At 62.3% G+C, this 24161-nt stretch carries 25 protein-coding genes; 18 read left to right on the forward strand and 7 right to left on the reverse strand.

Annotated features, from left to right (window positions below; genetic code table 11):
* Window positions 1-44 precede the first annotated feature (44 nt).
* From tpiA to pyrG, 3 genes are all read left to right on the forward strand, one after another.
* Entirely contained in the window at window positions 45-815 is a 771-nt protein-coding gene (tpiA, locus tag AC070A_RS25200) for a triose-phosphate isomerase (RefSeq protein ID WP_113736709.1), read from the forward strand.
* Window positions 816-945: 130 nt separating this feature from the next.
* Window positions 946-1440 carry a preprotein translocase subunit SecG gene (gene secG, locus AC070A_RS25205; RefSeq protein ID WP_057255646.1) on the forward strand — a complete coding sequence of 165 codons (495 nt, stop codon included), beginning with the start codon at window positions 946-948 and terminating at the stop codon, window positions 1438-1440.
* A gap of 138 nt (window positions 1441-1578) precedes the next feature.
* The gene (gene pyrG, locus AC070A_RS25210) at window positions 1579-3216 is read left to right on the forward strand and encodes a CTP synthase (protein WP_082616291.1); all 1638 of its coding nucleotides are present in this window, start codon (window positions 1579-1581) and stop codon (window positions 3214-3216) included.
* A 98-nt stretch (window positions 3217-3314) separates the two neighbouring features.
* On the opposite strand, the gene AC070A_RS25215 is transcribed toward pyrG, so the two are convergent.
* From AC070A_RS25215 to AC070A_RS25235, 5 genes are all read right to left on the reverse strand, one after another.
* Complete coding sequence (locus AC070A_RS25215) at window positions 3315-4502, reverse strand: DUF418 domain-containing protein (RefSeq protein WP_113736710.1); 1188 nt, start codon at window positions 4500-4502, stop codon at window positions 3315-3317.
* A 236-nt stretch (window positions 4503-4738) separates the two neighbouring features.
* Complete coding sequence (locus AC070A_RS25220; protein WP_113736711.1) at window positions 4739-5389, reverse strand: CDP-alcohol phosphatidyltransferase family protein; 651 nt, start codon at window positions 5387-5389, stop codon at window positions 4739-4741.
* Window positions 5379-5777 (reverse strand): hypothetical protein, encoded by a 399-nt coding sequence (locus AC070A_RS25225; protein WP_057255650.1) that lies wholly within the window; start codon window positions 5775-5777, stop codon window positions 5379-5381. Before AC070A_RS25225 ends, AC070A_RS25220 begins: the two co-directional genes overlap by 11 nt.
* A complete protein-coding gene (locus AC070A_RS25230) occupies window positions 5774-6724 on the reverse strand; it encodes a phosphatidate cytidylyltransferase (protein ID WP_057255651.1) in 951 nt (316 codons plus the stop codon). The genes AC070A_RS25225 and AC070A_RS25230 overlap by 4 nt, the downstream gene beginning before the upstream one ends.
* Window positions 6721-7368, reverse strand: coding sequence for a lysophospholipid acyltransferase family protein (locus tag AC070A_RS25235; RefSeq protein ID WP_192495288.1), 648 nt, complete (start codon window positions 7366-7368; stop codon window positions 6721-6723). The genes AC070A_RS25230 and AC070A_RS25235 overlap by 4 nt, the downstream gene beginning before the upstream one ends.
* Window positions 7369-7911: 543 nt before the next feature.
* Here AC070A_RS25235 and AC070A_RS25240 point away from each other — a divergent pair.
* From AC070A_RS25240 to AC070A_RS25310, 15 genes are all read left to right on the forward strand, one after another.
* Window positions 7912-8718, forward strand: coding sequence for a class I SAM-dependent methyltransferase (locus AC070A_RS25240; protein ID WP_113736712.1), 807 nt, complete (start codon window positions 7912-7914; stop codon window positions 8716-8718).
* Window positions 8719-9265: 547 nt separating this feature from the next.
* A complete protein-coding gene (locus AC070A_RS25245) occupies window positions 9266-10156 on the forward strand; it encodes a VOC family protein (RefSeq protein WP_113131795.1) in 891 nt (296 codons plus the stop codon).
* Window positions 10156-10998, forward strand: coding sequence for a 3-deoxy-8-phosphooctulonate synthase (kdsA, locus tag AC070A_RS25250; RefSeq protein ID WP_192495287.1), 843 nt, complete (start codon window positions 10156-10158; stop codon window positions 10996-10998). Before AC070A_RS25245 ends, kdsA begins: the two co-directional genes overlap by 1 nt.
* Before the next feature lie 139 nt (window positions 10999-11137).
* Window positions 11138-12412: a phosphopyruvate hydratase gene (eno, locus tag AC070A_RS25255; protein ID WP_057255655.1), complete on the forward strand. Its 1275-nt coding sequence runs from the start codon at window positions 11138-11140 to the stop codon at window positions 12410-12412.
* 173 nt (window positions 12413-12585) lie between these two features.
* A complete protein-coding gene (locus AC070A_RS25260) occupies window positions 12586-12906 on the forward strand; it encodes an FtsB family cell division protein (RefSeq protein ID WP_057255656.1) in 321 nt (106 codons plus the stop codon).
* A 136-nt stretch (window positions 12907-13042) separates the two neighbouring features.
* Window positions 13043-14089 (forward strand): pyruvate dehydrogenase (acetyl-transferring) E1 component subunit alpha, encoded by a 1047-nt coding sequence (pdhA, locus tag AC070A_RS25265; protein ID WP_057255657.1) that lies wholly within the window; start codon window positions 13043-13045, stop codon window positions 14087-14089.
* A 17-nt stretch (window positions 14090-14106) separates the two neighbouring features.
* Window positions 14107-15477: a pyruvate dehydrogenase complex E1 component subunit beta gene (locus AC070A_RS25270; RefSeq protein WP_057255658.1), complete on the forward strand. Its 1371-nt coding sequence runs from the start codon at window positions 14107-14109 to the stop codon at window positions 15475-15477.
* Between the two features lie 15 nt (window positions 15478-15492).
* Window positions 15493-16833, forward strand: a complete 1341-nt coding sequence (locus AC070A_RS25275; RefSeq protein ID WP_058320576.1) for a pyruvate dehydrogenase complex dihydrolipoamide acetyltransferase — start codon at window positions 15493-15495, stop codon at window positions 16831-16833.
* Window positions 16834-16899: 66 nt separating this feature from the next.
* A complete protein-coding gene (locus AC070A_RS25280; protein WP_113736713.1) occupies window positions 16900-17541 on the forward strand; it encodes an SGNH/GDSL hydrolase family protein in 642 nt (213 codons plus the stop codon).
* Window positions 17542-17543: 2 nt separating this feature from the next.
* Window positions 17544-18125: a GNAT family N-acetyltransferase gene (locus AC070A_RS25285; protein WP_057255662.1), complete on the forward strand. Its 582-nt coding sequence runs from the start codon at window positions 17544-17546 to the stop codon at window positions 18123-18125.
* Between the two features lie 18 nt (window positions 18126-18143).
* Window positions 18144-19589, forward strand: a complete 1446-nt coding sequence (lpdA, locus tag AC070A_RS25290; RefSeq protein WP_113512943.1) for a dihydrolipoyl dehydrogenase — start codon at window positions 18144-18146, stop codon at window positions 19587-19589.
* A gap of 174 nt (window positions 19590-19763) precedes the next feature.
* A complete protein-coding gene (locus AC070A_RS25295; protein WP_058320579.1) occupies window positions 19764-20015 on the forward strand; it encodes a GlsB/YeaQ/YmgE family stress response membrane protein in 252 nt (83 codons plus the stop codon).
* A 122-nt stretch (window positions 20016-20137) separates the two neighbouring features.
* A complete protein-coding gene (gene lipA / locus AC070A_RS25300; RefSeq protein WP_057256065.1) occupies window positions 20138-21106 on the forward strand; it encodes a lipoyl synthase in 969 nt (322 codons plus the stop codon).
* Between the two features lie 153 nt (window positions 21107-21259).
* A complete protein-coding gene (locus tag AC070A_RS25305; protein WP_113512945.1) occupies window positions 21260-21826 on the forward strand; it encodes a P-loop NTPase family protein in 567 nt (188 codons plus the stop codon).
* Between the two features lie 9 nt (window positions 21827-21835).
* Window positions 21836-22285, forward strand: a complete 450-nt coding sequence (locus tag AC070A_RS25310) for a type II toxin-antitoxin system RatA family toxin (protein ID WP_093232385.1) — start codon at window positions 21836-21838, stop codon at window positions 22283-22285.
* Here AC070A_RS25310 and AC070A_RS25315 read toward each other — a convergent pair.
* Together AC070A_RS25315 and AC070A_RS25320 are read right to left on the reverse strand one after the other, a co-directional pair.
* Complete coding sequence (locus AC070A_RS25315) at window positions 22273-22770, reverse strand: CinA family protein (protein WP_113736714.1); 498 nt, start codon at window positions 22768-22770, stop codon at window positions 22273-22275. The genes AC070A_RS25310 and AC070A_RS25315 overlap by 13 nt on opposite strands.
* Window positions 22770-23975 carry a bifunctional 2-C-methyl-D-erythritol 4-phosphate cytidylyltransferase/2-C-methyl-D-erythritol 2,4-cyclodiphosphate synthase gene (locus tag AC070A_RS25320; protein WP_375293085.1) on the reverse strand — a complete coding sequence of 402 codons (1206 nt, stop codon included), beginning with the start codon at window positions 23973-23975 and terminating at the stop codon, window positions 22770-22772. Before AC070A_RS25320 ends, AC070A_RS25315 begins: the two co-directional genes overlap by 1 nt.
* Window positions 23976-24161 lie beyond the last annotated feature (186 nt).

Raw genomic sequence — 24161 nt, forward strand, 5'->3', positions numbered from 1 at the left:
ATTTGCTAGGCCGCTTCGGGAGAAAAGCATCCGGAGGAAACTGCATGACGCCCGATATCCGCCCGCTCGTCGCCGGCAACTGGAAGATGAACGGAACCCGCGCCTCGCTCGATCAGATCAAGGCGATGGCCGAAGGGGTCAAGGGCGAACTCTCCGCCAATGTCGAAACGCTGATCTGCCCGCCTGCGACCCTGCTCTACGTGGCGACGGCGCTTTGCGACGATAGTCCGTTGCTGATCGGCGCGCAGGATTGCCATCAGAAGCAATCGGGCGCCCACACCGGCGACGTTTCCGCCGAAATGATCGCCGATTGTTTCGGCACCCACGTCATTGTCGGTCACTCCGAGCGCCGCACCGATCATGCCGAAAGCGATGCGCTGGTGCGCGCGAAGACGGAAGCGGCGCATGCCGCCGAACTCGTGGCGATCGTCTGCATCGGCGAGACCGGTGACGAGCGCAAATCGGGCAAGACGCTCGACGTCCTGAAGCGACAGCTGGCCGAAAGCCTGCCGGACGCGGCGACCGCCGAAAACACCGTCATCGCGTACGAACCCGTCTGGGCGATCGGCACGGGCCTGACGCCAACGGCTGCCGATGTCGAGGAAGCGCACGCCTTCATGCGCAAGGAACTCGTTTCGCGCTTTGCCGACGCGGGAGCCAAGATGCGTATCCTCTATGGTGGCTCGGTCAAGCCTTCCAATGCGAAGGAGTTGATGGGCGTCGCCAATGTCGACGGCGCACTGATCGGCGGCGCGAGCTTGAAAGCCGAAGACTTCCTCGCCATCTACCGGGCTTATGAAGAATTGACGGCCTGATCGCCCGGGTTGCCGGGCAGGGGCTTGGAATGGCGTACGGCTTGGTATAAAGAGGCGAAAAATTGCGCCCGGCCAGGCCGAGTTTGCGCATGGTTTGATTCGTGTGCCCCAAGGGCAGGACTGGAAGCTGATGCAGACCGTACTACTCGTCATCTATCTCATGGTGGTCGTCGCCCTGATCGGCGTCGTTCTCATTCAGCGTTCCGAAGGCGGTGGTCTCGGCATCGGCGGCGGCTCGGGCTTCATGTCCGCCCGCGGCACGGCCAACGCGCTGACCCGCACGACGGCGATCCTCGCCGCGCTCTTCTTCGTTCTGGCGCTCGCGATGGGCATCCTCGCTCGCTATCAGCCGCAGGCGACCGACATCCTCGACCGTATCCCGGGCACCAGCTCGAACGGCGGCGGCGTTCTCGATTCGCTCGGTGGCGGCAACACCCAGGCTCCGGCCGGTGGCGCCACGCAGCAGCAGCCGGGAACGGCCCCGGCAACCGGTAACGGCGCTGCGACTGGCAACGGTGTCCCTTCGACGGCGCCGGCAACATCGGGCGAAGCTCCGGCAGGCGGCACAACGACTGAGACGCCCGCCAACAACAATTCGGGATCGCAAGTTCCCAGCGGCCAATAAGGCCGCAATTCAGAAGAACCCGCCGGCGGATGTTTCATCCGCCGGTTTTGTTTTGTGTGAAGTCTGCCTCCATCCCAAGACGAAAAGTTCTGGAACATGAATTTTTCGGTGGCGGAATCATTTGTTAAAAGGTATCCGGTGACTCCCATGGCGCGATATGTATTCATCACAGGCGGCGTGGTTTCCTCCCTCGGAAAAGGCATCGCTGCAGCGGCTCTCGGAGCACTGCTGCAGGCGCGTGGCTACCGGGTGAGACTGCGCAAGCTCGACCCCTACCTCAACGTTGATCCGGGCACCATGAGCCCGACCCAGCACGGTGAGGTTTTCGTAACCGATGATGGCGCGGAGACCGATCTCGATCTCGGCCACTATGAACGCTTCACAGGGCGTTCGGCGACGAAGACCGACAACATCACCACCGGCCGGATCTACAAGAACATCATCGACAAGGAACGGCGCGGCGACTATCTCGGCGCAACCGTTCAGGTGATCCCGCACGTTACCAACGAGATCAAGAACTTCGTTACCGAAGGCAACGACGACTATGATTTCGTGCTCTGCGAAATCGGCGGCACGGTCGGCGACATCGAAGCGATGCCGTTCATGGAGGCGATCCGCCAGCTCGGCAACGATCTGCCGCGTGGCACCGCCGTCTACGTCCATCTGACGCTGATGCCGTATATTCCGGCGGCCGGCGAGCTGAAGACCAAGCCGACGCAGCATTCGGTCAAGGAACTGCAGGCGCTCGGCATTCATCCCGATATCCTGCTCGTTCGTGCCGACCGTGAAATTCCGGAAGCCGAGCGTCGCAAGCTCTCGCTGTTCTGCAACGTCCGCCAGTCGGCCGTTATCCAGGCGCTCGACGTTGCCTCGATCTACGACGTTCCGATCGCCTACCACAAGGAAGGCCTCGACAACGAAGTGCTGGCCGCCTTCGGCATCGAGCCGGCGCCGAAGCCGCGCATGGAAGCCTGGGAGCGCGTTGCCGATCGTATCCGCACGCCGGAAGGCGAAGTCACGATCGCGATCGTCGGCAAGTACACCGGCCTCAAGGACGCCTACAAGTCGCTGATCGAAGCGCTGTATCACGGTGGTATCGCCAACCGGGTGAAGGTCAAGCTTGAGTGGATCGAATCGGAAGTCTTCGAGAAGGAAGACCCGGCACCCTATCTCGAGAAGGTACACGGCATCCTCGTTCCCGGCGGCTTCGGTGAACGCGGCTCCGAGGGCAAGATCAATGCGGCGCGTTTTGCCCGCGAGCGCAAGGTGCCCTATTTCGGCATCTGCTTCGGCATGCAGATGGCGGTCGTGGAAGCGGCACGCAATCTCGCAGGCATCGAGAAGGCCTCCTCGACCGAATTCGGTCCGACGAAGGAGCCGGTCGTCGGCCTGATGACCGAGTGGGTGAAGGGCAACGAGCTCGAGAAGCGTTCGGCCTCCGGCAATCTCGGCGGCACCATGCGCCTCGGCGCCTACCGCGCGTCGCTCAAGGGCAGCACCAAGATCGCCGAGATCTATGGTTCGACCGATATTTCCGAGCGCCACCGCCACCGCTACGAAGTCAATGTCGACTACAAGGATCGCCTTGAGGCTTGCGGCCTTGTCTTCTCCGGCATGTCGCCGGACGGCGTGCTGCCGGAAACGGTCGAATATCCGGATCATCCGTGGTTCATCGGCGTTCAGTACCATCCGGAACTGAAGTCGCGCCCGCTTGATCCGCATCCGCTGTTTGCGAGCTTCGTCGAAGCGGCGCTGGAGCAGTCCCGTCTCGTCTAAGCCGGGCTTGCATCGATCAGGAAAGGCCGGTCTCGCGACCGGCCTTTTTCATGCGCGCTGGTGTGCGGAACTGCTCCCGCGGTCAGTCGGAGGTGTTGTCAGCGCGCCCCGACCGGTTTGCGCCATTGCGGCGCCCGCCAGATGGTGATGAAGCGCAAGACCCATTCGAGCGGGCCGTAGGCGAAACGGGCCATCCACCAGCGGCTGATGAAAAGCTGCGCCGTGTAGATACCAAGGGCGATCAGCACGGTTGTCAGTGGTGTGGCCTGGCCGATGAGGCCAAGGCCGTAGCCATGGAAGATCAGAGCGGCGATCAATGATTGCGCGAGGTAGTTGGAGAGCGCCATGCAGCCGGCAGGCGCCAGTAAGTTGCGCAACCGCTGCCCGGCCTTCGTTCCGAGGAACAGCATCACGCCGCCGACATAGGCACCCGTCAGGAACGGCCCGGTAATCAGCCCGATCGAGAGCCCGATGATGGCGGCAGGCGAATCGATCATCTCGACGCTGGCATAGGCATAGACGATGGCGCCGGGCAGGCCGATCCACAGGCCGGCGCGCAGCAGGCGTTGGAACAACGCCTTGTTTTCTTCCGGCCGCGCCAGCGTCTTGTGACGCCCGGCGATGAGCCCGAGTACGAACATCGCGAGTGCCGAGGGCGCCTGCAGCAAACCCAGGATCACCCAGACGGACGAAAGCTCCGTCAAGTGTTGGCTGATGATTGCCTGCCAGTCGCCTCGGAAGGCAAGTTCGGTTGCCTTGGCGGCGGCAAGGATGCCAGGCCGATCAAGCGGCGTTGGTTCCAGGGTGGCAACAATCCCGAGTGCGCCCCATGCGACGGCGACGAGAATCACCAGCCATTTCGCCAGGCGGAAGAGGGCACCGTCGCTGCGGTTTCGCAGCATCAGGAGGACAATGCCGAGCACGGCATAGGTGGTGAGAATATCGCCATGGAAGAGCAGAACCGCATGGGCGACACCGATCAGCCAGAGGCCGGCCTGCCGACGCAAGAGCCGCGGCACGAAGGCCTCGCCGGATTTTTCCGCCGAGCGCATCTGCAGGGTGAAGCTGTAGCCGAATAGAAATGAGAACAGCAGGTAGAACTTCATCTCGAAGAACAGCGCGATCACAAGATGCACGGTGCGATCGGCAATGCCGGTGAAGGCGGGGTCCGCGAGTTCCAGTCCGTAGAAGGCGGAGGCGAAGGCCATGGTGTTGACGAGAAGGATTCCGAGCAGTGCAAAGCCGCGAAGTGCGTCGACATCGTCGATGCGGTCGGGGTTGGTCATTCGTGTTCTCCGTAGCGGAAGGCGTGGAGGATCGCGCCGTAGCCGATTGAAACAGAAGTCTTTTGCGACAAATGAACCTCTCGATCGCCAGTAGGTGCAGGCAACGCCGCTCCGCCCCGTCGAGTGTTCAAGTTTAATAAATCGACTAATCAATCTAATAATTAATGCAACGAAACGTCAAGGGGCGCCTGCGGGTTATCGCGCGGGCGTCGTTCAGTTGTAGCGGTAAGGAACGATCAGCCTTTCGGGGTGGCGTTGTGCCGGAGCCAGGCGATCTGGCGGCGGGCACGCACGAGGGCGGTTAAGGCCGCGCCGATCGAGATCAACAGCAGCGCCGCCCAGAGGATTTCACCGTCGCCGAGCCAAAGACCTTCAAAGGCCGAGAGGACCGCAGCCAGCGTGATTGTCGCCATGCGGTGCTGTTTGGCCATGGGGCCGGAGAAGTCGCTCGGGGCGCCATTGGCGCGGCCGAGTTCGCGTACATAGGCGGTCAGCACGGCGAAGGCGGCTGCGGCAAAACCGAGGGCGGGGGCGCCAATCCCGTATCCGGCGCCGACGAAGATGAAGACATCCGCGACCCGATCCGGAAACTCATTCCAGAACGGACCGTCGGCTTCGCCCTTGCCGCCCTCGACGGCGACCATGCCGTCGAAGAGATTGCAGAGCAGGCGCAACTGGCAGAAGAGGGCGGCAGCGAAGAACAGCGTAACCCTCACGCCATCCTGGGTTTCGCCCGTCAGCCAGAAGGCCAGCCCGGCAAAGGCGGCGGCCAGCATGCTTGCCTGCGAGATCCGGTTGGGTGTGACATTCATCGATGCCAGGCGGCGGGCGATCGCCTGGGCCCAGCGGGTGTTGCGGCTTGCGAGCGGCCTGCGGTCACCGGTCATGCCCGGGCTCTCCTCGGTTGATGGAATAGTTGTAGATGGCGGCGTAGGTGGTCGACACCGCGAGCGGCAACGCGATCGTCCTCAGGACCTCCGGCGTGCCGCTCATCGTGTGGATTGCCACGAGCGCCGCCGACGAGCCGAGACAGGCGAGGAGCGGCGGCAGGAACAATCGCTTGGTTCCACGGAACCGCCGGGAAAGCGCGTCGACCGCTGTCTTGAGGTAAAGGGTCAGAAGCGCCGAGAGCGTACCCTGGATGACGGCGGCAAGAAGCGGCTTGGGCATCGGGTGATGGCGGTTGGCGAAAAGCGCCCAGCCGCCCATGGCAAAAAAAGCGAATGCCACGTGCACGACGCCGCTGCCCGCCAGTCCCTTCAGCTTCGCGGTCATGTCAGCGACCACCAATAGCGCGTCAGATGGAAGAAGATCGGCGCCGAGAAGACGACGGAATCCAGCCGGTCGATCAACCCGCCATGGCCCTCGATCAGATGGCCCCAGTCCTTGACGCCGCGGTCCCGCTTGATCGCCGACATGACGAGCCCTCCGAAGAAGCCCATCAGGGTGATGATGAAGGACATCAACGCCGCCTGGGCGGGCGTGAACGGTGTGATCCACCAGAGCGAGGCGCCGATCAGGGTGGCGCTTGCGACCCCGCCGACAAAACCCTCGACCGTCTTCGAGGGCGAAAGCGTTGGGGCGATCTTGGTCCTGCCGAATAGCTTGCCCCAGACATATTGCAGCACGTCGCTCGATTGGACGACGATGACCAGGAAGGCGATCAAGAGAACGTTGCGTCCCTCATAGCCCGGGATCTGCAGGGTCAGCAGCGCCGGCACATGCGAGGCGCAGAAGACACAGATCATCAGCGCCCATTGCACCTCCGAGATCCTGAGCAGGAAGTCGCGCGTGTCGCCGTGCAGAACCGCGATGATCGGCATCAGCAGAAAGGCATAGACCGGCACGAAGATCGAATAGATGCCGTATTGCTCGGCCCAGAGCAGGAAATAATTGATCGGCAGCACGACGAAGAAGGCCGCGGCGATCGCCCAGTGGTCACCGCGGCGGGTGTTGATGAGCGTGATGAATTCACGCAGCGCCGCGAAAGAACAAAATGCAAAGAGCAGCAGCACGCCGACCCGACCGGCAACGAAGGCGATGGCAATCAACACCACCATCGCCCACCAGGCCCTGATGCGGGCGTTGAGGTTCTCGATCGCGCCGTTCGATCCGTCCGGTGAAAGCTTCTGCTTGAGCACGTAGCCGATGCTCGATGCCAGGACGAGAATGCCGCCGACGCCGAGAAGCAGTTTGAGCATATCCAGGCTCGCCGCGCTCATGCATTGTCTTCCGTCGAAGAGGGGGCGAGCGAGAGCAGGGCGGCCTCGGCACGGGCGATGAACTCGTCCTTGGTCTCCTGTGCCTTGAGGCGCATCGGTTCGCCGAAACTTACGGTACAGATCAGCGGGATCGGCACGAACTCCCCCTTTGGCATCACGCGGTTGAGATTGTTGATCCAGACGGGCACGAGCGCCACGTCCGGCCGCTTGCAGGCGAGGTGGTAGAGCCCGCTCTTGAACGGCAGGAGCCGCGCCTCGGTCTGGTTGCGTGTTCCCTCGGGAAAGAGAATAAGCGACGAGCCGTCGTTAAGGACGGCCGTCATCTGCTCGACCGGGTCCTGGGTGCGGGCCGCCGCGTCGCGCTCGATCAATACGGCGTCGAAGACGTCGCGACCGATGAAGGCCGAGAGCTTCGATTTCAGCCAGTATTCCGCCCCGGCAACCGGCCGCGCGCGTTCCCGAAGCCACGGCGGCAACACCGCCCAGACCAGCACGAAATCGCCATGGCTGGAATGATTGGCGAAATAGATGCTCTGCTTTGGCGGCAGGCCGGTCTCATGCCAGATGGCGCGCGCCGCAGTCAGCGCGCGCGCAAACATCATGATGGCGATGGAAGCCAGCTTGGCCATCAGATCGCGGATCATGTGGGCTCACGTCCAGATGATAAACAGGCCGTCGTGCCGACGCGCTTTGCAGAGCGTACCGGTCGGCCCCGGATGTGTTCCATGCCTTGCAACAATAAGATCAAGCGCTGCCCCTCAGCCTGCGCCCGGCGTAACCCCAGGCTGCAATCGACCAACTTTACGCGATTGCGCCCGCTTCTCAAGCGGTTGAAATCACACGCAGGGTGATAACGGACCAGAAGCTCTGGATATTCGCTCCGGCTGAGAGGCGATCGAACGCAAACCGATGCGACGCCACGCCACAGCCATCGACTGCAAAGTCGTCGTCGCCGACATTGACCGCCTGCAACCCAGCCGCTAGCTTGCAGGCACAACAAGAGGAGCGTCGTCCAATGCGCCAGTAATGCCCGGTGAAAACCGAATTCGCCTCAACTTCGCTTGCGAAGGGGATGGACGATGGCATTGCTCGACCCGCATTGACGGACAGACGCCGAGGCATTCCTCGCCTACGATCTCTTCTCCATCGTGAGCGGTCACATTTGGACAAGTTTCCAGGGACCGAACATGCAAGATAGACCCAGTCTCGATATCATTGATCACAACCGCCAGGCCTGGGACAGGCAGGCAAGTCAGCACTGCGAGTGGTCGCGGCCGGTGACGCCGGAAATGATCGCCGCGGCTCGTGCCGGGCAATGGCAGGCGCGGCTGACGCTCGGTGACCTACCGAAGGGGTGGCTGCCGGACATTCGCGGCCAGAAGATCCTGTGCCTGGCTTCGGCCGGCGGTCAGCAGGCGCCCATTCTGGCGGCCGCCGGTGCCGAGGTCACCGTCTTCGATATCTCCGAGGGGCAACTCGCGCAGGACCGGCTCGTTGCCGAACGCGAGGGGCTGTCGCTGACGGCCGTGCAGGGAGACGTGCGCGACCTATCGGTGTTCGCTGATGATACCTTCGATTTCGTCTTTCATCCGATCTCCAATCTCTACATTCCGGACATTCAGCCGGTTTGGCGGGAATGCCACCGGGTGCTCAAGACGGGAGGTCGGCTGCTTGCCAGCTTTTTCAATCCGGTGGTTTTCGTTGGTGACCGGGATCCGAGCTATGCGGAAAACGGCCTCATTCGCCCGGCCTACGCGCTGCCCTTTGCCGAGGCTGAGCATCTCGCTGCCGGTGTGGTAAAATCCAAGATCGAACGCGGCGAGGCGCTGGTGTTCGGGCATGGCCTGGCCGAACAGATCGATGGTCAATTACGGGCCGGATTCGTGCTGGCGGGCTTCCACGAAGACTGGCAACCTGTGCCACGCTTCCTGATCGACAGGTTCGTGCCGACCTTCATCGCCACCTGCGCCATCAAGAGCGATCTGCATCTTTGATGGGATTGGCCCGAGCGTGTTGTTCAGGCCGAAAACATAGGCGGAACGAGAATAACCGCGGCGGCCGACACGACGCTGCGGTTGCGGATACCGGCCTCCTTTGCCGCCCTGTTACGTCGCGTTACTGTTACGTACTCGCCAAATCACCGGTTTCATTCTTTTCTGTTCGTCAGCGAAACTGGAAAGGGTCAATAGATATGCGCTTCATCGCTTCGTTGTTCGTACCGTTGGCGGTCGTGCTGGGGCTTGCGGGCTGTGCCACTACTTCCTCGACCAATACGACCTACGCGCAGCCCCAAATCTTCGCCCCCGGTCTCGGGGCGGGAAATACGGCCAACTCCACGGCGGCTCCGGGCTACTACTGAGGCCCTGGCAGCCCGGCACCATCAGGCAAGCATGACTCTGCGGCGGGCGCGGCCCGGCGCGGAGGGTTCCTGTTTGCGGCCTTTGTTTGGGCTCAAGCGGCCAATCGGCTCTGTGGCCGCCAGCCCGCTTGCATTCGCCGGCCAAAAGTTGCAAACAGCGGCGAACCATCAGGGAAAACGCCATGAGCCTCTCCAAGCGAACCACCCGCCCGCTCGATCACCTCGTGCTGCCGGTGGATACGCTTACGCAGGCACGGCGCCGCCTATCTAATCTCGGCTTCACCGTCGCTGAGGATGCCCGCCATCCCTTCGGTACCGAAAACGCCTGCGTGTTCTTTTCCGATGGCACCTATCTTGAGCCGCTCGCCGTTGCTTCCCGCGAGGAATGCGAAGCCGCTGCACTCGAAGGTAATGCCTTTGTCGCGCGCGACCAGGCCTTCCGCTTCCGCCAGGGTCCTGAAGGTCTCTCGGCGCTGGTCCTCGGCACCGAAGATGCGGCGAGCGATCACATCCGCTTTCGGGCGCGCGGCATTTCCGGTGGCGACATGCTGGAGTTCTCGCGGCCGATGAAGCTGCCGGATGGCCGTGAGGGATTGGGTTCCTTCCGCCTTGCCTTCGCGGCAGACCTGCGCTCGCCGGATCTCTTTCTCTTCAACTGTCAGCGTGTCCGGGCGCTGCCCACCGATCGGGCTGCGCTGGAGCAGCATGAAAACGGCGTGATCGGCATCGCCGAGGTGGTTCTGTCGGAAACCAACCCCACCGATTTCCAGTACCTGCTGCAGGAAGCGATCGATGAGCGCGAGGTCGCGGCCCACTCCTTCGGCATGGATGTGTCGGCCACCAACGCCAAGATCTCGGTGCTGAACGCCGCCGGCATGGAAGCCTTCTTCGGCCGTTCCGTGCGCGGTGCCGAGCGCGGCCTGCGTGGTCGCGCCATCGTCTTCCGTGTCGCCGACCTCGAGGCGACGCGTGCACTGTTTGCTGAAAACGACATCGAATTTGCAGAAATGGGCGGGCGCCTCATTGTTCCCGAAATGCCGGGGCAAGGGGTGATCTTTGCTTTTGGAGCTTGATGATGAAAACCAATGCCAGAGTAGTAGTCGGCAACGGCGGCCATGAGGTCGCCTTCGCGCAAACCGAGAAGCTGTCGCTGATCGCCGGCCCCTGCCAGATGGAGAGCCGCGAGCACGCCTTCATGATGGCGGGCGCGCTCTCCGAACTCTGCAGGAAGCTCGATCTCGGCCTCGTCTACAAGTCCTCCTTCGACAAGGCGAACCGCACGTCGCTCTCCGGCAAGCGCGGCATCGGCCTGGATAAGGCGATGGAAATCTTTGCCGACCTCAAGAAGGAGTTCGGCTTTCCGGTCCTGACCGACGTGCACACCGAAGAGCAGTGCGCTCTCGTCGCCGAGACGGTCGACATCCTGCAGATCCCCGCGTTCCTGTCGCGCCAGACGGACCTCCTGGTCGCGGCCGCCAAGACCGGCCGGGCAATCAACGTCAAGAAGGGCCAGTTCCTCGCCCCCTGGGACATGAAGAACGTACTGGCGAAATTCACCGAGAGCGGCAACCCGAATGTCATGCTCTGCGAGCGCGGCGCCTCCTTCGGCTACAACACGCTCGTGTCCGACATGCGCTCGCTGCCGATCATGGCTTCGCTCGGCGCACCCGTCGTTTTCGATGCGACCCATTCCGTGCAGCAGCCGGGCGGGCAGGGCGGCTCTTCGGGCGGCCAGCGTGAATTCGTCGAGACCTTGGCGCGCGCCGCCGTCGCGGTCGGTGTCGCCGGTGTGTTCGTCGAGACGCACGAAGATCCGGACAACGCGCCGTCGGACGGTCCGAACATGGTGCACCTGAAAGACATGCCGCGGCTGCTCGAAAAGCTGCTCGCCTTCGACGCGATCGCCAAGAGCTGAGCCATCAGCGGCGCTTCGTGAAATTTTCATGAACCGCAATGGCGCGAACGGTTTTGCATCTTGCGCGCCATTGAAATTTCGAGGCCTTGGCGTATGACAGGCCCCGACCATTCCACCGTCCTCAAGCAGGGAAGAGATCATGACTGCAATCATCGACATCATCGGCCGAGAAATTCTGGACAGCCGCGGCAACCCGACCGTCGAGGTCGACGTGTACCTGGAAGACGGAAGCTTCGGCCGTGCGGCGGTCCCGTCGGGCGCCTCGACCGGTGCGCATGAGGCTGTCGAGCTGCGCGATGGTGGTACGCGTTACCTCGGCAAGGGCGTCGAGCGCGCCGTCGAAGCCGTCAATGGCGAGATCTTCGAAGCGATCGGCGGTCTCGATGCCGAGAACCAGATCCAGATCGACAAGACCATGATCGAACTCGACGGCACGTCGAACAAGTCGCGCCTCGGCGCCAACGCCATCCTCGGCGTGTCGCTGGCCGTCGCCAAGGCTGCCGCCGAAGCGGCCGGCCTGCCGCTCTACCGTTACGTCGGCGGCCCGAACGCCCACGTGCTTCCGGTTCCGATGATGAACATCATCAACGGCGGCGCCCATGCCGACAATCCGATCGACTTCCAGGAATTCATGATCGTTCCGGTTGGTGCCGATACGATGCGCGATGCGGTCCGCATGGGCTCGGAAGTGTTCCACACGCTGAAGAAGCAGCTTGCAGCCGACGGCCACAACACCAATGTCGGTGACGAAGGCGGCTTCGCTCCGGGCCTCGCTTCCGCTCCGGCAGCGCTCGACTTCATCATGAAGTCGATCGAGAAGGCCGGCTACAAGCCGGGCGAAGACATGTTCGTCGCGCTTGATTGCGCCGCGACCGAATTCTTCAAGGACGGCAAGTACGTTCTCGAAGGTGAAGGCCGCACGCTGGAGCCGGGCGCAATGGCTGAATACCTGGCGGAACTCGCTGCCAAGTACCCGATCTTCTCGATCGAAGACGGCATGGCGGAAGACGACTGGGACGGCTGGAAGGCCGTGACCGACCTCATCGGCAACAAGTGCCAGCTCGTCGGCGACGACCTGTTCGTCACCAACTCGGCGCGCCTGCGCGACGGCATCAAGATGGGTGTCGCCAACTCGATCCTCGTCAAGGTCAACCAGATCGGCTCGCTCTCCGAAACGCTCGACGCCGTCGAGACCGCACACAAGGCGCGCTACACCGCCGTCATGTCGCACCGCTCGGGCGAAACCGAAGACGCCACGATCGCCGATCTCGCGGTTGCCACCAACTGCGGCCAGATCAAGACCGGTTCGCTCGCCCGTTCGGACCGGCTCGCCAAGTACAACCAGCTGATCCGCATCGAAGAGCAGCTCGGCCTGCAGGCCACGTACGCCGGCCGTTCGATCCTGCGCGGCTGATCCTGTAGCGCCGCGCGTCTTTTCAGACGCGCAAAGGTCGCTGTAGCTGACAAACGAAGCCCGCCCACGTTCCCACGTGGGCGGGTTTCTGTTTTCCTGCCATTCATGGTCAACGGTCGGTTAATCAATCGACGCTAGTCTCATTTCCGTAATGCGTATCAGGGCGTGAATGGATGTGGACACGGCATCATAAGAAACGGAAACTGGGCCGGCTGGTTATGCCGTTGATCGCGGTCGCCTTTCTCTCTTACTTCGGCTATCATTCCATCCACGGCGGCTATGGCTTGAAGGCGACGGAGCAATTCGATCGCCAGATCGTCGAGCGGCAGGCGCGGCTGGATAAGCTCACGAAGCAGCGGATGATCCTTGAAAAAGAGGTCCAACTGATGAGTGATGGGTCGCTGGAACGGGACATGCTGGATGAAAAAGCTCGCCTCGCGCTGAACATGTCGCGAAGTGACGAGATCGTTATTTTTCACCGCCCCGAAAATTAACTTGAATTCAGTTAATTGAAATTTGTGAAGCAAATTCAATTGTTTGCGTGGAATGCGAGCCATGCAAATATGGCATTGCTGTGGCGCTTTTCTTTCCCTATGGTAACCGCCAAAGGCTAACCATTGGGAGGAATGAATGGCTCCGCGAAAAACCGCGTCCGTCTCCAGCCGTAAGGCCGCCGCAAAGCCGGCCAAGAAGGACTTCAACGGCGGCACCATCGCCGATTTCACCAAAGAAGATGACCTGAAGGCTTACCGCGAAATGCTGCTCATCCGGCGTTTCGAGGAAAAGGCCGGCCAGCTCTATGGCATGGGTTTCATCGGCGGCTTCTGTCACCTCTACATCGGCCAGGAGGCTGTTGTCGTCGGCATGCAGATGGCACTGAAAGACGGTGATCAGGTCATCACCGCCTATCGTGACCATGGCCACATGCTGGCCTGCGGCATGAGCGCTCGTGGCGTCATGGCCGAACTTACCGGTCGTCGCAGCGGTCTTTCCAAGGGGAAGGGCGGCTCGATGCACATGTTCTCCAAGGAAAAGCACTTCTACGGCGGTCACGGCATCGTCGGCGCCCAGGTTTCGCTTGGTACCGGCCTTGCATTCGCAAACCGCTATCGCGGCAACGACAATGTCAGCGTCGCCTATTTCGGTGACGGCGCTGCCAACCAGGGTCAGGTCTACGAAAGCTTCAACATGGCGCAGTTGTGGAAGCTGCCGGTGATCTACGTGATCGAGAACAACCGCTACGCCATGGGTACGGCAGTATCGCGTGCCTCGGCCCAGACCGACTTTTCGCAGCGCGGCGTTTCCTTCAACATTCCGGGCTTCCAGGTCGACGGCATGGACGTTCGCGCCGTCAAGGCGGCCGCCGACGAGGCCGTCGAGTATTGCCGTTCCGGCAAGGGCCCGATCATCCTCGAAATGCAGACCTACCGTTATCGTGGCCACTCCATGTCCGACCCGGCGAAATACCGCTCGAAGGACGAAGTGCAGAAGATGCGCTCGGAGCATGACCCGATCGAGCAGGTGAAAGCCCGTCTGACCGAAAAGGGCTGGGCGAGCGAGGACGAGCTCAAGCAGATCGACAAGGATGTCCGCGATATCGTTGCCGACAGCGCCGATTTCGCCCAGGCCGATCCGGAGCCGGATGCATCCGAGCTCTACACCGACATCCTGCTTTGATCCGGGGAGGGACAAACATGCCAGTAGAAATTCTTATGCCCGCCCTTTCCCCGACGATGGAGGAAGGCACGCTCTCGAAATGGCTGAAGAACGAGGGGGACAAGGTGTCCTCCGGCGACGTCATCGCCGAAATCGAGACGGACAAGGCGACGATGGAAGTCGAAGCCGTCGACGAAGGCACGATCGGCAAGCTGTTGATTGCCGCCGGCACCGAGGGCGTCAAGGTCAACACGCCGATCGCCGTGTTGCTGCAGGACGGCGAAGCGGCAGGCGATATCGCCGCTCCGAAGGCCGAAGCGCCGAAGGCGGCAGCCACTGAGGCTCCGGCTGCGTCCGCGCCGGCTCCGGTTGCAGCCCAGCCGAAGGTTGAAGTTGCCGCCGATCCGGCAATCCCGGCCGGCACCGAAATGGTGACGATGACCGTTCGCGAAGCGCTTCGCGACGCCATGGCCGAAGAAATGCGCTTGAGCGACGACGTTTTCGTCATGGGCGAAGAAGTCGCCGAGTACCAGGGCGCCTACAAGATCACCCAAGGCCTGTTGCAGGAATTCGGTTCGCGTCGCGTCATCGACACCCCGATCACCGAGCACGGCTTTGCCGGTGTCGGCGTCGGCGCTGCCATGACCGGCCTTCGCCCGATCGTCGAGTTCATGACCTTCAACTTCGCCATGCAGGCGATCGACCAGATCATCAACTCCGCTGCCAAGACGCTCTACATGTCCGGCGGCCAGATGGGCGCGCCGATCGTCTTCCGCGGCCCGAGCGGTGCCGCTGCCCGCGTGGCTGCCCAGCACTCGCAGTGCTATGCCGCCTGGTACAGCCATATCCCCGGCCTCAAGGTCGTCATGCCCTATACGGCAGCCGACGCCAAGGGGCTGCTGAAGGCCGCGATCCGCGACCCGAACCCGGTCATCTTCCTCGAAAACGAAATCCTCTACGGTCACTCCTTTGAAGTGCCGAAGCTTGACGATTTCGTGCTGCCGATCGGCAAAGCCCGCATCCACAAGGTCGGCAAGGACGCAACTATCGTCTCCTTCGGCATCGGTATGACCTATGCGGTCAAGGCGGTTGCTGAACTCGAAGCCCAGGGCATCGACGTCGAGCTTATCGACCTGCGTACCATCCGTCCGATGGACCTGCCGACGGTCATCGAATCGGTCAAGAAGACCGGTCGCCTCGTCACCGTCGAAGAAGGCTACCCGCAGTCGTCCGTCGGTACCGAGATCGCGACCCGCGTCATGCAGCAGGCATTCGATTACCTTGACGCTCCGATCCTGACGATCGCCGGCAAGGATGTGCCGATGCCTTACGCCGCGAACCTCGAGAAGCTCGCGCTTCCGAACGTTGCTGAAGTCGTCGATGCGGTGAAAGCCGTTTGCTACAAATAAGGGGAGGGTTCTTCGATGCCTATCAACATCACAATGCCGGCCCTCTCTCCGACGATGGAAGAAGGCAATCTGGCCAAGTGGCTGGTCAAGGAAGGCGACAAGGTCAAGTCCGGTGACGTGATTGCCGAGATCGAGACCGACAAGGCGACGATGGAAGTCGAAGCCGTCGACGAAGGCACCGTCGCCAAGATCGTCGTTCCCGCCGGCACCGATGGCGTCAAGGTCAATGCGCTGATCGCCGTTCTCGCCGCAGATGGCGAGGATGTTGCTGCCGCTGCAAAGGGTGGCAACGGCGCAGCCGCACCGGCTCCCGCGGCCAAGGCGGAAGCGCCGGCACCGGTGGCGCCGAGCGCTCCGGCTGCGGCTCCTGCCGCTGCTCCGGCTCCGGTTGCAGCCCAGCCGGCGAAGTCCGAAGGCGCTCGCGTCTTCTCCTCGCCGCTCGCCCGTCGTCTGGCCAAGGACGCCGGCATCGACCTGTCGGCAATCGCCGGCACAGGCCCGCATGGTCGCGTCGTCAAGAAGGACGTTGAGACTGCCGTTGCCGGTGGCACCGCGAAGCCTGCAACCGCACCGGTTGCCGGCACTGCCGCTCCCGCGGCCGCTCCGCTTGCCAAGGGCCCGTCGGACGATGCCGTTCTCAAGCTCTTCGAGCCGGGCTCTTACGAGCTCATACCGCATGACGGCATGCGCAAGACGATCGCCAAGCGCCTGGTCGAATCCAAGCAGACGATCCCGCACTTCTACGTGTCGCTCGACTGCGAGCTCGACGCGCTTCTTGCACTGCGCGCCCAGCTCAATGCCGCTGCTCCGGAGCAGGGCGGCAAGCCGGTCTACAAGCTCTCCGTAAACGACATGGTCATCAAGGCCCTGGCGCTTGCGCTGCGCGACGTTCCGAATGCGAACGTCTCCTGGACCGAGAGCAACATGGTCAAGCACAAGCACGCTGACGTCGGCGTTGCCGTGTCGATCCCGGGCGGCCTGATCACCCCGATCGTGCGCCAGGCGGAGCTGAAGAGCCTGTCTGCCATCTCCAACGAGATGAAGGACCTCGGCCAGCGCGCCAAGGACCGCAAGCTGAAGCCCGAGGAGTACCAGGGCGGCACCACGGCGGTCTCCAACATGGGCATGATGGGCGTCAAGAACTTCGCCGCCGTCGTCAATCCGCCGCATGCCACGATCCTCGCGGTCGGTGCGGGCGAGGAGCGCGTCGTCGTCAAGAACAAGCAGATGGTCATCGCCAATGTCATGACCGTTACGCTCTCGACCGACCATCGCTGCGTCGACGGAGCGCTCGGCGCCGAACTGCTCGGAGCCTTCAAGCGCTACATCGAAAACCCGATGGGCATGCTGGTCTGAGTTGGATAGGGACCGGCCTTCGGGCCGGTCCGTTCCTTTTCGCGCAGTCGAAGGCGGGCCCGGACGATGAAAACAGTTCTCTGCTATGGCGACAGTCTGACCTGGGGCTACGATGCCGCGGATGGCGGCCGTCACGCGTTTGCCGATCGCTGGCCGAGCGTGTTGCAGAAGGCGCTGGGCTCGGGCGTTCAGGTCATCGCCGAGGGACTGAACGGTCGCACGACCGCCTATGACGACCATCTCGCCGATTGCGACCGCAACGGCGCAAGAGTGCTGCCGACGGTGCTGCACAGTCATGCGCCGCTCGATCTGATCATTCTTCTTCTCGGCGCCAACGATATGAAGCCGGTGATCCACGGAACCGCTTTCGGCGCCGTGAAGGGCATCCAGCGTCTCATCACGCTCGTGCGCCGGCATGACTGGCCGGTCGAAGACGAGGGTGGGCCAGAAATCCTGATCGTCTCGCCGCCGATGCTCTGCGAAACGGCCAATGCCGCCTTCGGCGCGATGTACGCCGGCGGTGTCGAGCAGTCGGCGATGCTGGCACCGCTCTATCGCGATCTCGCCGACGAACTCGATTGCGGCTTCTTCGATGCCGGATCGGTCGCTCAGACCACGCCGCTCGATGGTGTGCATCTCGATGCCGAGAATACGCGTGCGATCGGCCGGGGTCTCGAACCGGTCGTGCGGATGATGCTTGGGGTCTAGGGATGGTGGGGGGCGTCACCATTCGTCCGGCGGAAAAGCGCGAGGCGGCCGAGCTCGCCATCCTCGTCGATATCGCCGCGCATGGCTTTGCCTCCTGGCTCTGGTACGGCGCCGTTCTTCATGGGGTGACGGATACGGCCTTCGAGCGTGGCCGCAACAAGCTGCGCGAAGAGCCCGGGCCTGGAAACTGGCGCGACGCTCTCGTTGCTGACGTTGATGATGAGGTTGCCGGCCTGACGGTCGGTTATTCGATCGGTCCGGAAGTGCTGGAGATCGTTCCCAAGCATCCGGTTCTGGAACCCTTGCTGGCACTGCAGAGGCAGATCGTCGGTCACTGGTTCATCGAGAGCCTCGGCGTCTATCGCCATCAGCGCCGCCGCGGAATCGGCAGCGCGCTCCTGGCAAAGGAATTCGAACGCGCCGGATCGGCGCCGGTGAGCCTGATCACCGAAAGCCACAACGACAGGGCCCAGGCACTATACAGAGCAAACGGTTTCGGCGAGGCAGCGCGCGCCGGGGCGGTTCCGCTCTTTGAGGAAAGCAAGAAACACGACTGGGTGCTGTTCACCCGCAAGGTCGCTTGAGACAAAGGCAGGAAACATATGGCTGAGAATTACGACGTCATCGTCATCGGTTCGGGTCCAGGGGGCTATATCGCCGCCATTCGTGCGGCGCAGTTGGGTCTCAAGACCGCGATCGTCGAGCGCGAGCATCTGGCCGGCATCTGCTCCAACTGGGGCTGCATTCCGACCAAGGCGCTGCTGCGCTCCGCCGAAGTTCTGCACTACGCCCAGCATCCGAGCGCCTATGGCGTCAAGATCGAAGGCACGGTGACGCCGGACCTGAAGGCGATCGTCGCACGCTCGCGCGGTATTGCCGAACGCATGAACGGCGGCGTCGGCTTCCTGATGAAGAAAAACAAGGTCGACGTGATCTGGGGCGAGGCGAAGCTGACGAAGCCCGGCGAAATCGTCGTCGGTAAATCGACGAAGCCGGTCGTCCAGCCGCAGGCGCCGCTGCCGAAGAACACCAAGGGCGAGGGCACCTACACCGCCAAGCACATCATCATCGCGACCGGCGCCCGGCCGCGCGCGCTTCCGGGCATCGAGCCCGATGGCAAGCTGATCTGGACCTATTTCGAGGCGATGAAGCCTGAGGAAATGCCGAAGTCGCTGCTGGTCATGGGCTCGGGCGCGATCGGCATCGAGTTCGCCTCGTTCTACCGCACCATGGGCGTTGACGTAACGGTTGTCGAAGTCATGTCGACCGTGATGCCGGTCGAGGACGCCGAAATATCCGGCGTTGCCAAGAAGCAGTTCGAAAAGCAGGGCATGAAGATCCATCTCGAAGCCAAGGTGACGAAGGTCGAGAAGGGCGCGAACTCGATCACAGCCCATGTTGAGATGAAGGACGGCAAGGTCGAAAAGATCACCGCGGACCGGATGATCTCCGCCGTCGGCGTGCAGGCCAATATCGAGAATATCGGTCTTGAGGCGCTCGGCGTGAAAACCGATCGCGGCTTCATCGCCATCGATGGTTACGGCAAGACCAACGTGCCGGGCATCTACGCCATCGGTGACGTCGCCGGCCCGCCGATGCTCGCCCATAAGGCCGAGCACGAAGCCGTGATCTGCGTCGAAAAGATCGCCGGCCTGCCGAATGTGCACCCGATGGACAAGCTGAAGATCCCGGGCTGCACCTATTGCCATCCGCAGGTCGCCTCCGTCGGCCTCACCGAAGCCAAGGCCAAGGAATTGGGCCGCGACATCCGCGTCGGCCGCTTCCCCTTCGTTGCCAATGGCAAGGCAATCGCGCTCGGCGAGGACCAGGGTCTCGTCAAGACCATCTTCGACAAGAAGACCGGTGAGCTGCTCGGCGCCCATATGGTCGGGGCCGAAGTCACCGAGCTCATCCAGGGCTTCGTCGTCGCGATGAACCTCGAGACGACAGAAGAAGACCTGATGCACACGATCTTCCCGCATCCGACGATTTCGGAGACGATCAAGGAAAGCGTGCTCGACGCCTACGGCCGCGCGCTCAACGCCTAAAGCCCCGTATAATTCCTTAAATCGACATCGATTTAAGGGCAAAATTATACGACATTCAAAGGGTTACAGCGACCTTTGCGCGTCTTTCGAGACGCGCGGCGCTGTATCCTCGCCGGAACTTTTGATAGGCTTCGGCATTGAGAATGGCCTCGTTTTCAATGCACGGAGATCAAAATGAGCGTGAACGGCGTCGGCATTCTGGCTGCGATCATCATCGGCGGTTTGGCCGGGTGGCTCGCGGAGAGGTTCATGAACAGCGAGATGGGGCTGTTCATGAACATACTGCTCGGCATCATCGGCGCGGTGGTGCTGAATTTCATCCTGGCGGCCTTCGGCATGGCTTTTGCCGGATGGGTCGCCTATCTGGTCATCGGCTTTATCGGCGCCTGCCTGCTGATTGCCGTTGGTCGCGCCGTCAAACGATAGCCTGCCGGGCCATTTGCGCTTCCGTCGGGCAAGACGGCCTGACATTTCCCGTCGGGCCGTCTATATAGAGCGAAAATGGGTCATCCGGCCTGATGCCGGCCCGCCGCGACGAGGAAGACAGTATGGTAACGGTATTCGATGCCGTCTCTGACCGGGCGCAACGCGTCCGCCACCCGGAAAAGGCCCACAAGCCCGACACCGAAGTGATGCGCAAGCCGGAGTGGATCCGCGTCAAGGCGCCGATGTCCAAGGGATATCAGGAGACGCGTTCGATCGTGAAGAGCAACAAGCTCGTCACTGTTTGCGAAGAAGCGGGCTGCCCGAACATCGGCGAATGCTGGGACAAGAAGCACGCCACCTTCATGATCATGGGCGAGATCTGTACCCGCGCCTGCGCCTTCTGCAACGTCGCGACCGGCAAGCCGAATGCGCTCGATCTCGAAGAGCCGGCGAACATCGCCAAGGCCGTCAAGCAGATGGGCCTCAGCCACGTCGTCATCACCTCGGTCGACCGCGACGACCTGGAAGATGGCGGCGCCGAGCACTTCGAGAAGGTGATCTGGGCGATCCGCGAAGCGTCCCCGGCAACGACCATCGAAATCCTGACGCCGGACTTCCTGAAGAAGCCGGGTGCACTGGAGCGCGTCGTCGCTGCCAAGCCTGACGTCTTCAACCACAATATGGAAACCGTACCGGGCAACTATCTGACGGTCCGTCCGGGTGCGCGCTACTTCCACTCCGTCCGTCTGTTGCAGCGCGTGAAGGAACTGGACCCGACGATGTTCACCAAGTCGGGCATCATGGTCGGCCTCGGCGAAGAGCGCAACGAAGTGCTGCAGCTGATGGACGACCTGCGCACCGCGGATGTCGACTTCCTGACGATCGGCCAGTACCTGCAGCCGACGCGCAAGCACCACAAGGTCGAGAAGTTCGTGACCCCCGAGGAGTTCAAGTCCTACGAGACCGTCGCCTACACCAAGGGCTTCCTCATGGTCTCCTCGAGCCCGCTGACGCGCTCGTCGCACCATGCCGGCGACGACTTCGCCCGCCTCAGGGCAGCGCGTGAGAAGAAGCTGCAGGCTGCCGAGTAAGACGGAAACAGGTTCTCAAAAAACGATCGGCTCCGGCGCTTGCGCCGGAGTTTTTGTTTTGGGGAGGGCGTCGGAGCGACAACTGGCCGCTCGCGCCAGGCTTGCATCCTCCGATCCAATCACCTAACGGCTGTCACTGGAGGAGGCGAGCCGATGCCGCGATGCATGAGCAACTGGGACGAGGCGGCGACGCATCTCAAGAATGCGCAGCGTATTCTGGTGATCGGCTGTTCCGGCAGCGGCAAGAGCACGCTTTCCCGGCAACTGTCCGAACAGTTCGGTTTGCCGCATCTGGCGATGGATCGGGAATTCTTCTGGTTGCCGGGGTGGAGGCTGCGGCCGAGGCAGGAAATGCTTGCCCTGATCTCGAAGGCTGCTGCTGGCGAACGCTGGATCATGGATGGTACCAGTCCGAAGACGCTGCCGCTCCGCTTGCCACGCACACACGTGGTGATCTGGATGCGGCCGCCGCGCTGGGTTTCGTTGCGCGGTGTGCTCTGGCGCTGGTTCGCCCATTGGAAAAAGACCCGCCCGGATATGGCCGACGATTGTCCGGAGAAGGTCGATCTCGATTTCCTTCGCTACATCTGGAACTTCGAGCGCAGGGATGCGGTTGAGATCGAGGCACAGCTTGCCGGTCATGCCAACCTGCCGGTTCTCGTGTTGAAATCGCACGCGGAAACGGCGTTACTACTTGCGAAGATAAGGCGGGGCGACTAGCTCTCGATCATGCCGCATTTCGAAACCAACCACGTCGTCAAGCATACCGCCGATCAGATGTTCGATCTCGTTGCCGATGTCGAGCACTATCCCGCATTCCTGCCGCTCTGCGAGGCACTGACGGTGCGCACGCGCAAGGAGCGCGACGGCAAGGTGTTGCTGCTGGCCGACATGACCGTCGGCTACAAGGCGATCCGCGAGACCTTCACGACGCAGGTGCTGTTGAACAAGGACGAGCGCGTGATCGAGGTCAAGTACATCGACGGGCCGTTCAAATATCTCGACAACCGCTGGCGCTTCGAACCCGCGGGCGAGGGGCAGTCGATCGTGCATTTCTACATCGACTACGAGTTCAAGAGCCGCATTCTCGGCGCGTTGATGGGATCGATGTTCGACCGGGCCTTCCGCATGTTCTCCGACGCCTTCGAAAAGCGCGCCGACAGCATCTATACGGTCTGAGCGATTTCCGTGAGCATGTCGAGCGCGGTGCGGACGGTCGCAAGCCGGATGCCGCTGCGGCCAATATCGCCGTAGCGCATCTCCCGATGCAGCATCGCGCCGTTTCGCCCGGATGCCGCAAGGTGCACGAGCCCGACCGGCTTTTCGGCCGAACCGCCGCTGGGACCCGCAATGCCGGTGACGGCAACGGCGAAATCCGCTGCCGAATGGGAGATGGCGCCACGCGCCATCTCGATTGCAGTCTCCCGCGAAACGGCGCCATGGGCCGCAAGGGTGGCGGTCTCGACGTCGAGCATCGCTACCTTCGCTTCGTTGGAGTAGGTGACGAAACCGCGATCGACGACCGCGGACGAACCGGAAATTTCGGTCAGCGCCCCGGCGATCAGGCCGCCGGTGCAGGATTCGGCGGTGGCGACTTTGAGGTCCCGCGCCGTGAACTTGGCGATGATCTCACCGGCTTTGACTTCGATATCGGCGGGCCACATTACGAAAGGCTCCCATAGACGACGGTGGCCGTGGCGATGGCGGCAATGCCTTCATCGCGGCCCACGAAGCCGAGACGCTCGTTCGTCGTTGCCTTGACCGAGCAGCGGTCGAGCGAGATGCCCAGTATCTCCGCAAGCTTTTCGCGCATCGTCAGGCGATGCGGGCCGACCTTCGGCGCTTCGGCGATCAGCGAGATGTCCGCATTGGTGATGATGCCGCCGCGCTCGCGCACGATCCGTGCGGCATGTTCAAGGAAGATGCGCGACGGCGCGCCCTTCCATTGCGGGTCGGACGGCGGGAAATGGTCGCCGATGTCGCCGGCGCCACAGGTGGCAAGCAGCGCGTCGGTGAGCGCATGCAGCGCCACATCGGCATCGGAATGGCCGGAGAGTTTTTTCGTGTGCGGAATGAAGACGCCACAGAGCGTGACACCGTCTCCTTCGATGAGCTGGTGTACGTCGTAACCGTTTCCCGTGCGCACATCAGGCAGGGCGATGCGCGTGAGTTTCTCGTCGGCCATGGCGATATCCCTTCTCAGCGTAAGCTTGACGTTGTCGACCGTGCCCTCGACGAGGACGACCTTGAGGCCGGCCCATTCGGCGATCGAGGCATCGTCGGTAAAATCGGTGCGGCCGCTCTTGGCTGCATCCCGGTGGGCAGCAAGAATGGCCGGAAGATCAAAGGTCTGCGGTGTTTGCGCGCCATAGAGACCGTCGCGCGGCACCGTCTCCAGTACGACGCCATCCTTGCCCCCGCGCTTTAGCGTGTCGGCAACGGCAATCGCCGGCAAGACGGCTTTGACCTTGCCACCGAGCGCCGCTGCGCAGCGCGAAAGCAACGGGTGATCGGCAAAGGGACGGACCGCATCGTGGATCATCACATGACCGACGCCAGTTTCAGCCAGGGCTTCGAGGCCGGCGAGCACGGAGATCTGCCGGGTCGCGCCGCCATGGACGATGATCACATCGCCGGCCACCGAGCGTCTGCGTGCGGCGTCGAACAAGGCCCCGTCGTCCGGATGGATGACGACGACGATCGGGCCAGCGCCCGGCCATGTCGCGAAAGTGTCAAGCGTATGGGCGATAACGGGGCGGCCGCCGATGGTTCGATACTGCTTTGGGCCTTCGGCGGATTGCCCGGCACGCTCGCCGCGTCCGGCCGCAACGATCACCACGCCGCACTTAAGCTGTTCTTGAGGCTGCATCTTCTGTATGAGGTCCCGCATTCGCCGATCTTCGCGGTGATGTACCGCGAAGGGTCGCGCTTTGCCAGCAGTTCTCGTTTCTTACGGCCACCTTGGCGCGTCTTGAAAGACGCGCGGCGCTGTAAACCGGGAAATTTGCGCAAGGCGCCGAAATCGCTTGGCAAGCCCGAGAACAATGTCTAAAAA

This window comes from Ensifer sp. GW101-20A05 (assembly GCF_059424735.1).

Bases quoted from the DNA above. Each gene is read 5' to 3' on its own strand.
- tpiA (WP_113736709.1), top strand. From the start codon at position 45: ATGACGCCCGATATCCGCCCGCTCGTCGCCGGCAACTGGAAGATGAAC.
- secG (WP_057255646.1), top strand. From the start codon at position 946: ATGCAGACCGTACTACTCGTCATCTATCTCATGGTGGTCGTCGCCCTG.
- AC070A_RS25215 (WP_113736710.1), bottom strand. From the start codon at position 4,502: ATGACCAACCCCGACCGCATCGACGATGTCGACGCACTTCGCGGCTTT.
- AC070A_RS25220 (WP_113736711.1), bottom strand. From the start codon at position 5,389: ATGACCGGTGACCGCAGGCCGCTCGCAAGCCGCAACACCCGCTGGGCC.
- AC070A_RS25225 (WP_057255650.1), bottom strand. From the start codon at position 5,777: ATGACCGCGAAGCTGAAGGGACTGGCGGGCAGCGGCGTCGTGCACGTG.
- AC070A_RS25230 (WP_057255651.1), bottom strand. From the start codon at position 6,724: ATGAGCGCGGCGAGCCTGGATATGCTCAAACTGCTTCTCGGCGTCGGC.
- AC070A_RS25235 (WP_192495288.1), bottom strand. From the start codon at position 7,368: ATGATCCGCGATCTGATGGCCAAGCTGGCTTCCATCGCCATCATGATG.
- AC070A_RS25240 (WP_113736712.1), top strand. From the start codon at position 7,912: ATGCAAGATAGACCCAGTCTCGATATCATTGATCACAACCGCCAGGCC.
- AC070A_RS25245 (WP_113131795.1), top strand. From the start codon at position 9,266: ATGAGCCTCTCCAAGCGAACCACCCGCCCGCTCGATCACCTCGTGCTG.
- kdsA (WP_192495287.1), top strand. From the start codon at position 10,156: ATGATGAAAACCAATGCCAGAGTAGTAGTCGGCAACGGCGGCCATGAG.
- eno (WP_057255655.1), top strand. From the start codon at position 11,138: ATGACTGCAATCATCGACATCATCGGCCGAGAAATTCTGGACAGCCGC.
- AC070A_RS25260 (WP_057255656.1), top strand. From the start codon at position 12,586: ATGTGGACACGGCATCATAAGAAACGGAAACTGGGCCGGCTGGTTATG.
- pdhA (WP_057255657.1), top strand. From the start codon at position 13,043: ATGGCTCCGCGAAAAACCGCGTCCGTCTCCAGCCGTAAGGCCGCCGCA.
- AC070A_RS25270 (WP_057255658.1), top strand. From the start codon at position 14,107: ATGCCAGTAGAAATTCTTATGCCCGCCCTTTCCCCGACGATGGAGGAA.
- AC070A_RS25275 (WP_058320576.1), top strand. From the start codon at position 15,493: ATGCCTATCAACATCACAATGCCGGCCCTCTCTCCGACGATGGAAGAA.
- AC070A_RS25280 (WP_113736713.1), top strand. From the start codon at position 16,900: ATGAAAACAGTTCTCTGCTATGGCGACAGTCTGACCTGGGGCTACGAT.
- AC070A_RS25285 (WP_057255662.1), top strand. From the start codon at position 17,544: ATGGTGGGGGGCGTCACCATTCGTCCGGCGGAAAAGCGCGAGGCGGCC.
- lpdA (WP_113512943.1), top strand. From the start codon at position 18,144: ATGGCTGAGAATTACGACGTCATCGTCATCGGTTCGGGTCCAGGGGGC.
- AC070A_RS25295 (WP_058320579.1), top strand. From the start codon at position 19,764: ATGAGCGTGAACGGCGTCGGCATTCTGGCTGCGATCATCATCGGCGGT.
- lipA (WP_057256065.1), top strand. From the start codon at position 20,138: ATGGTAACGGTATTCGATGCCGTCTCTGACCGGGCGCAACGCGTCCGC.
- AC070A_RS25305 (WP_113512945.1), top strand. From the start codon at position 21,260: ATGCCGCGATGCATGAGCAACTGGGACGAGGCGGCGACGCATCTCAAG.
- AC070A_RS25310 (WP_093232385.1), top strand. From the start codon at position 21,836: ATGCCGCATTTCGAAACCAACCACGTCGTCAAGCATACCGCCGATCAG.
- AC070A_RS25315 (WP_113736714.1), bottom strand. From the start codon at position 22,770: ATGTGGCCCGCCGATATCGAAGTCAAAGCCGGTGAGATCATCGCCAAG.
- AC070A_RS25320 (WP_375293085.1), bottom strand. From the start codon at position 23,975: ATGCAGCCTCAAGAACAGCTTAAGTGCGGCGTGGTGATCGTTGCGGCC.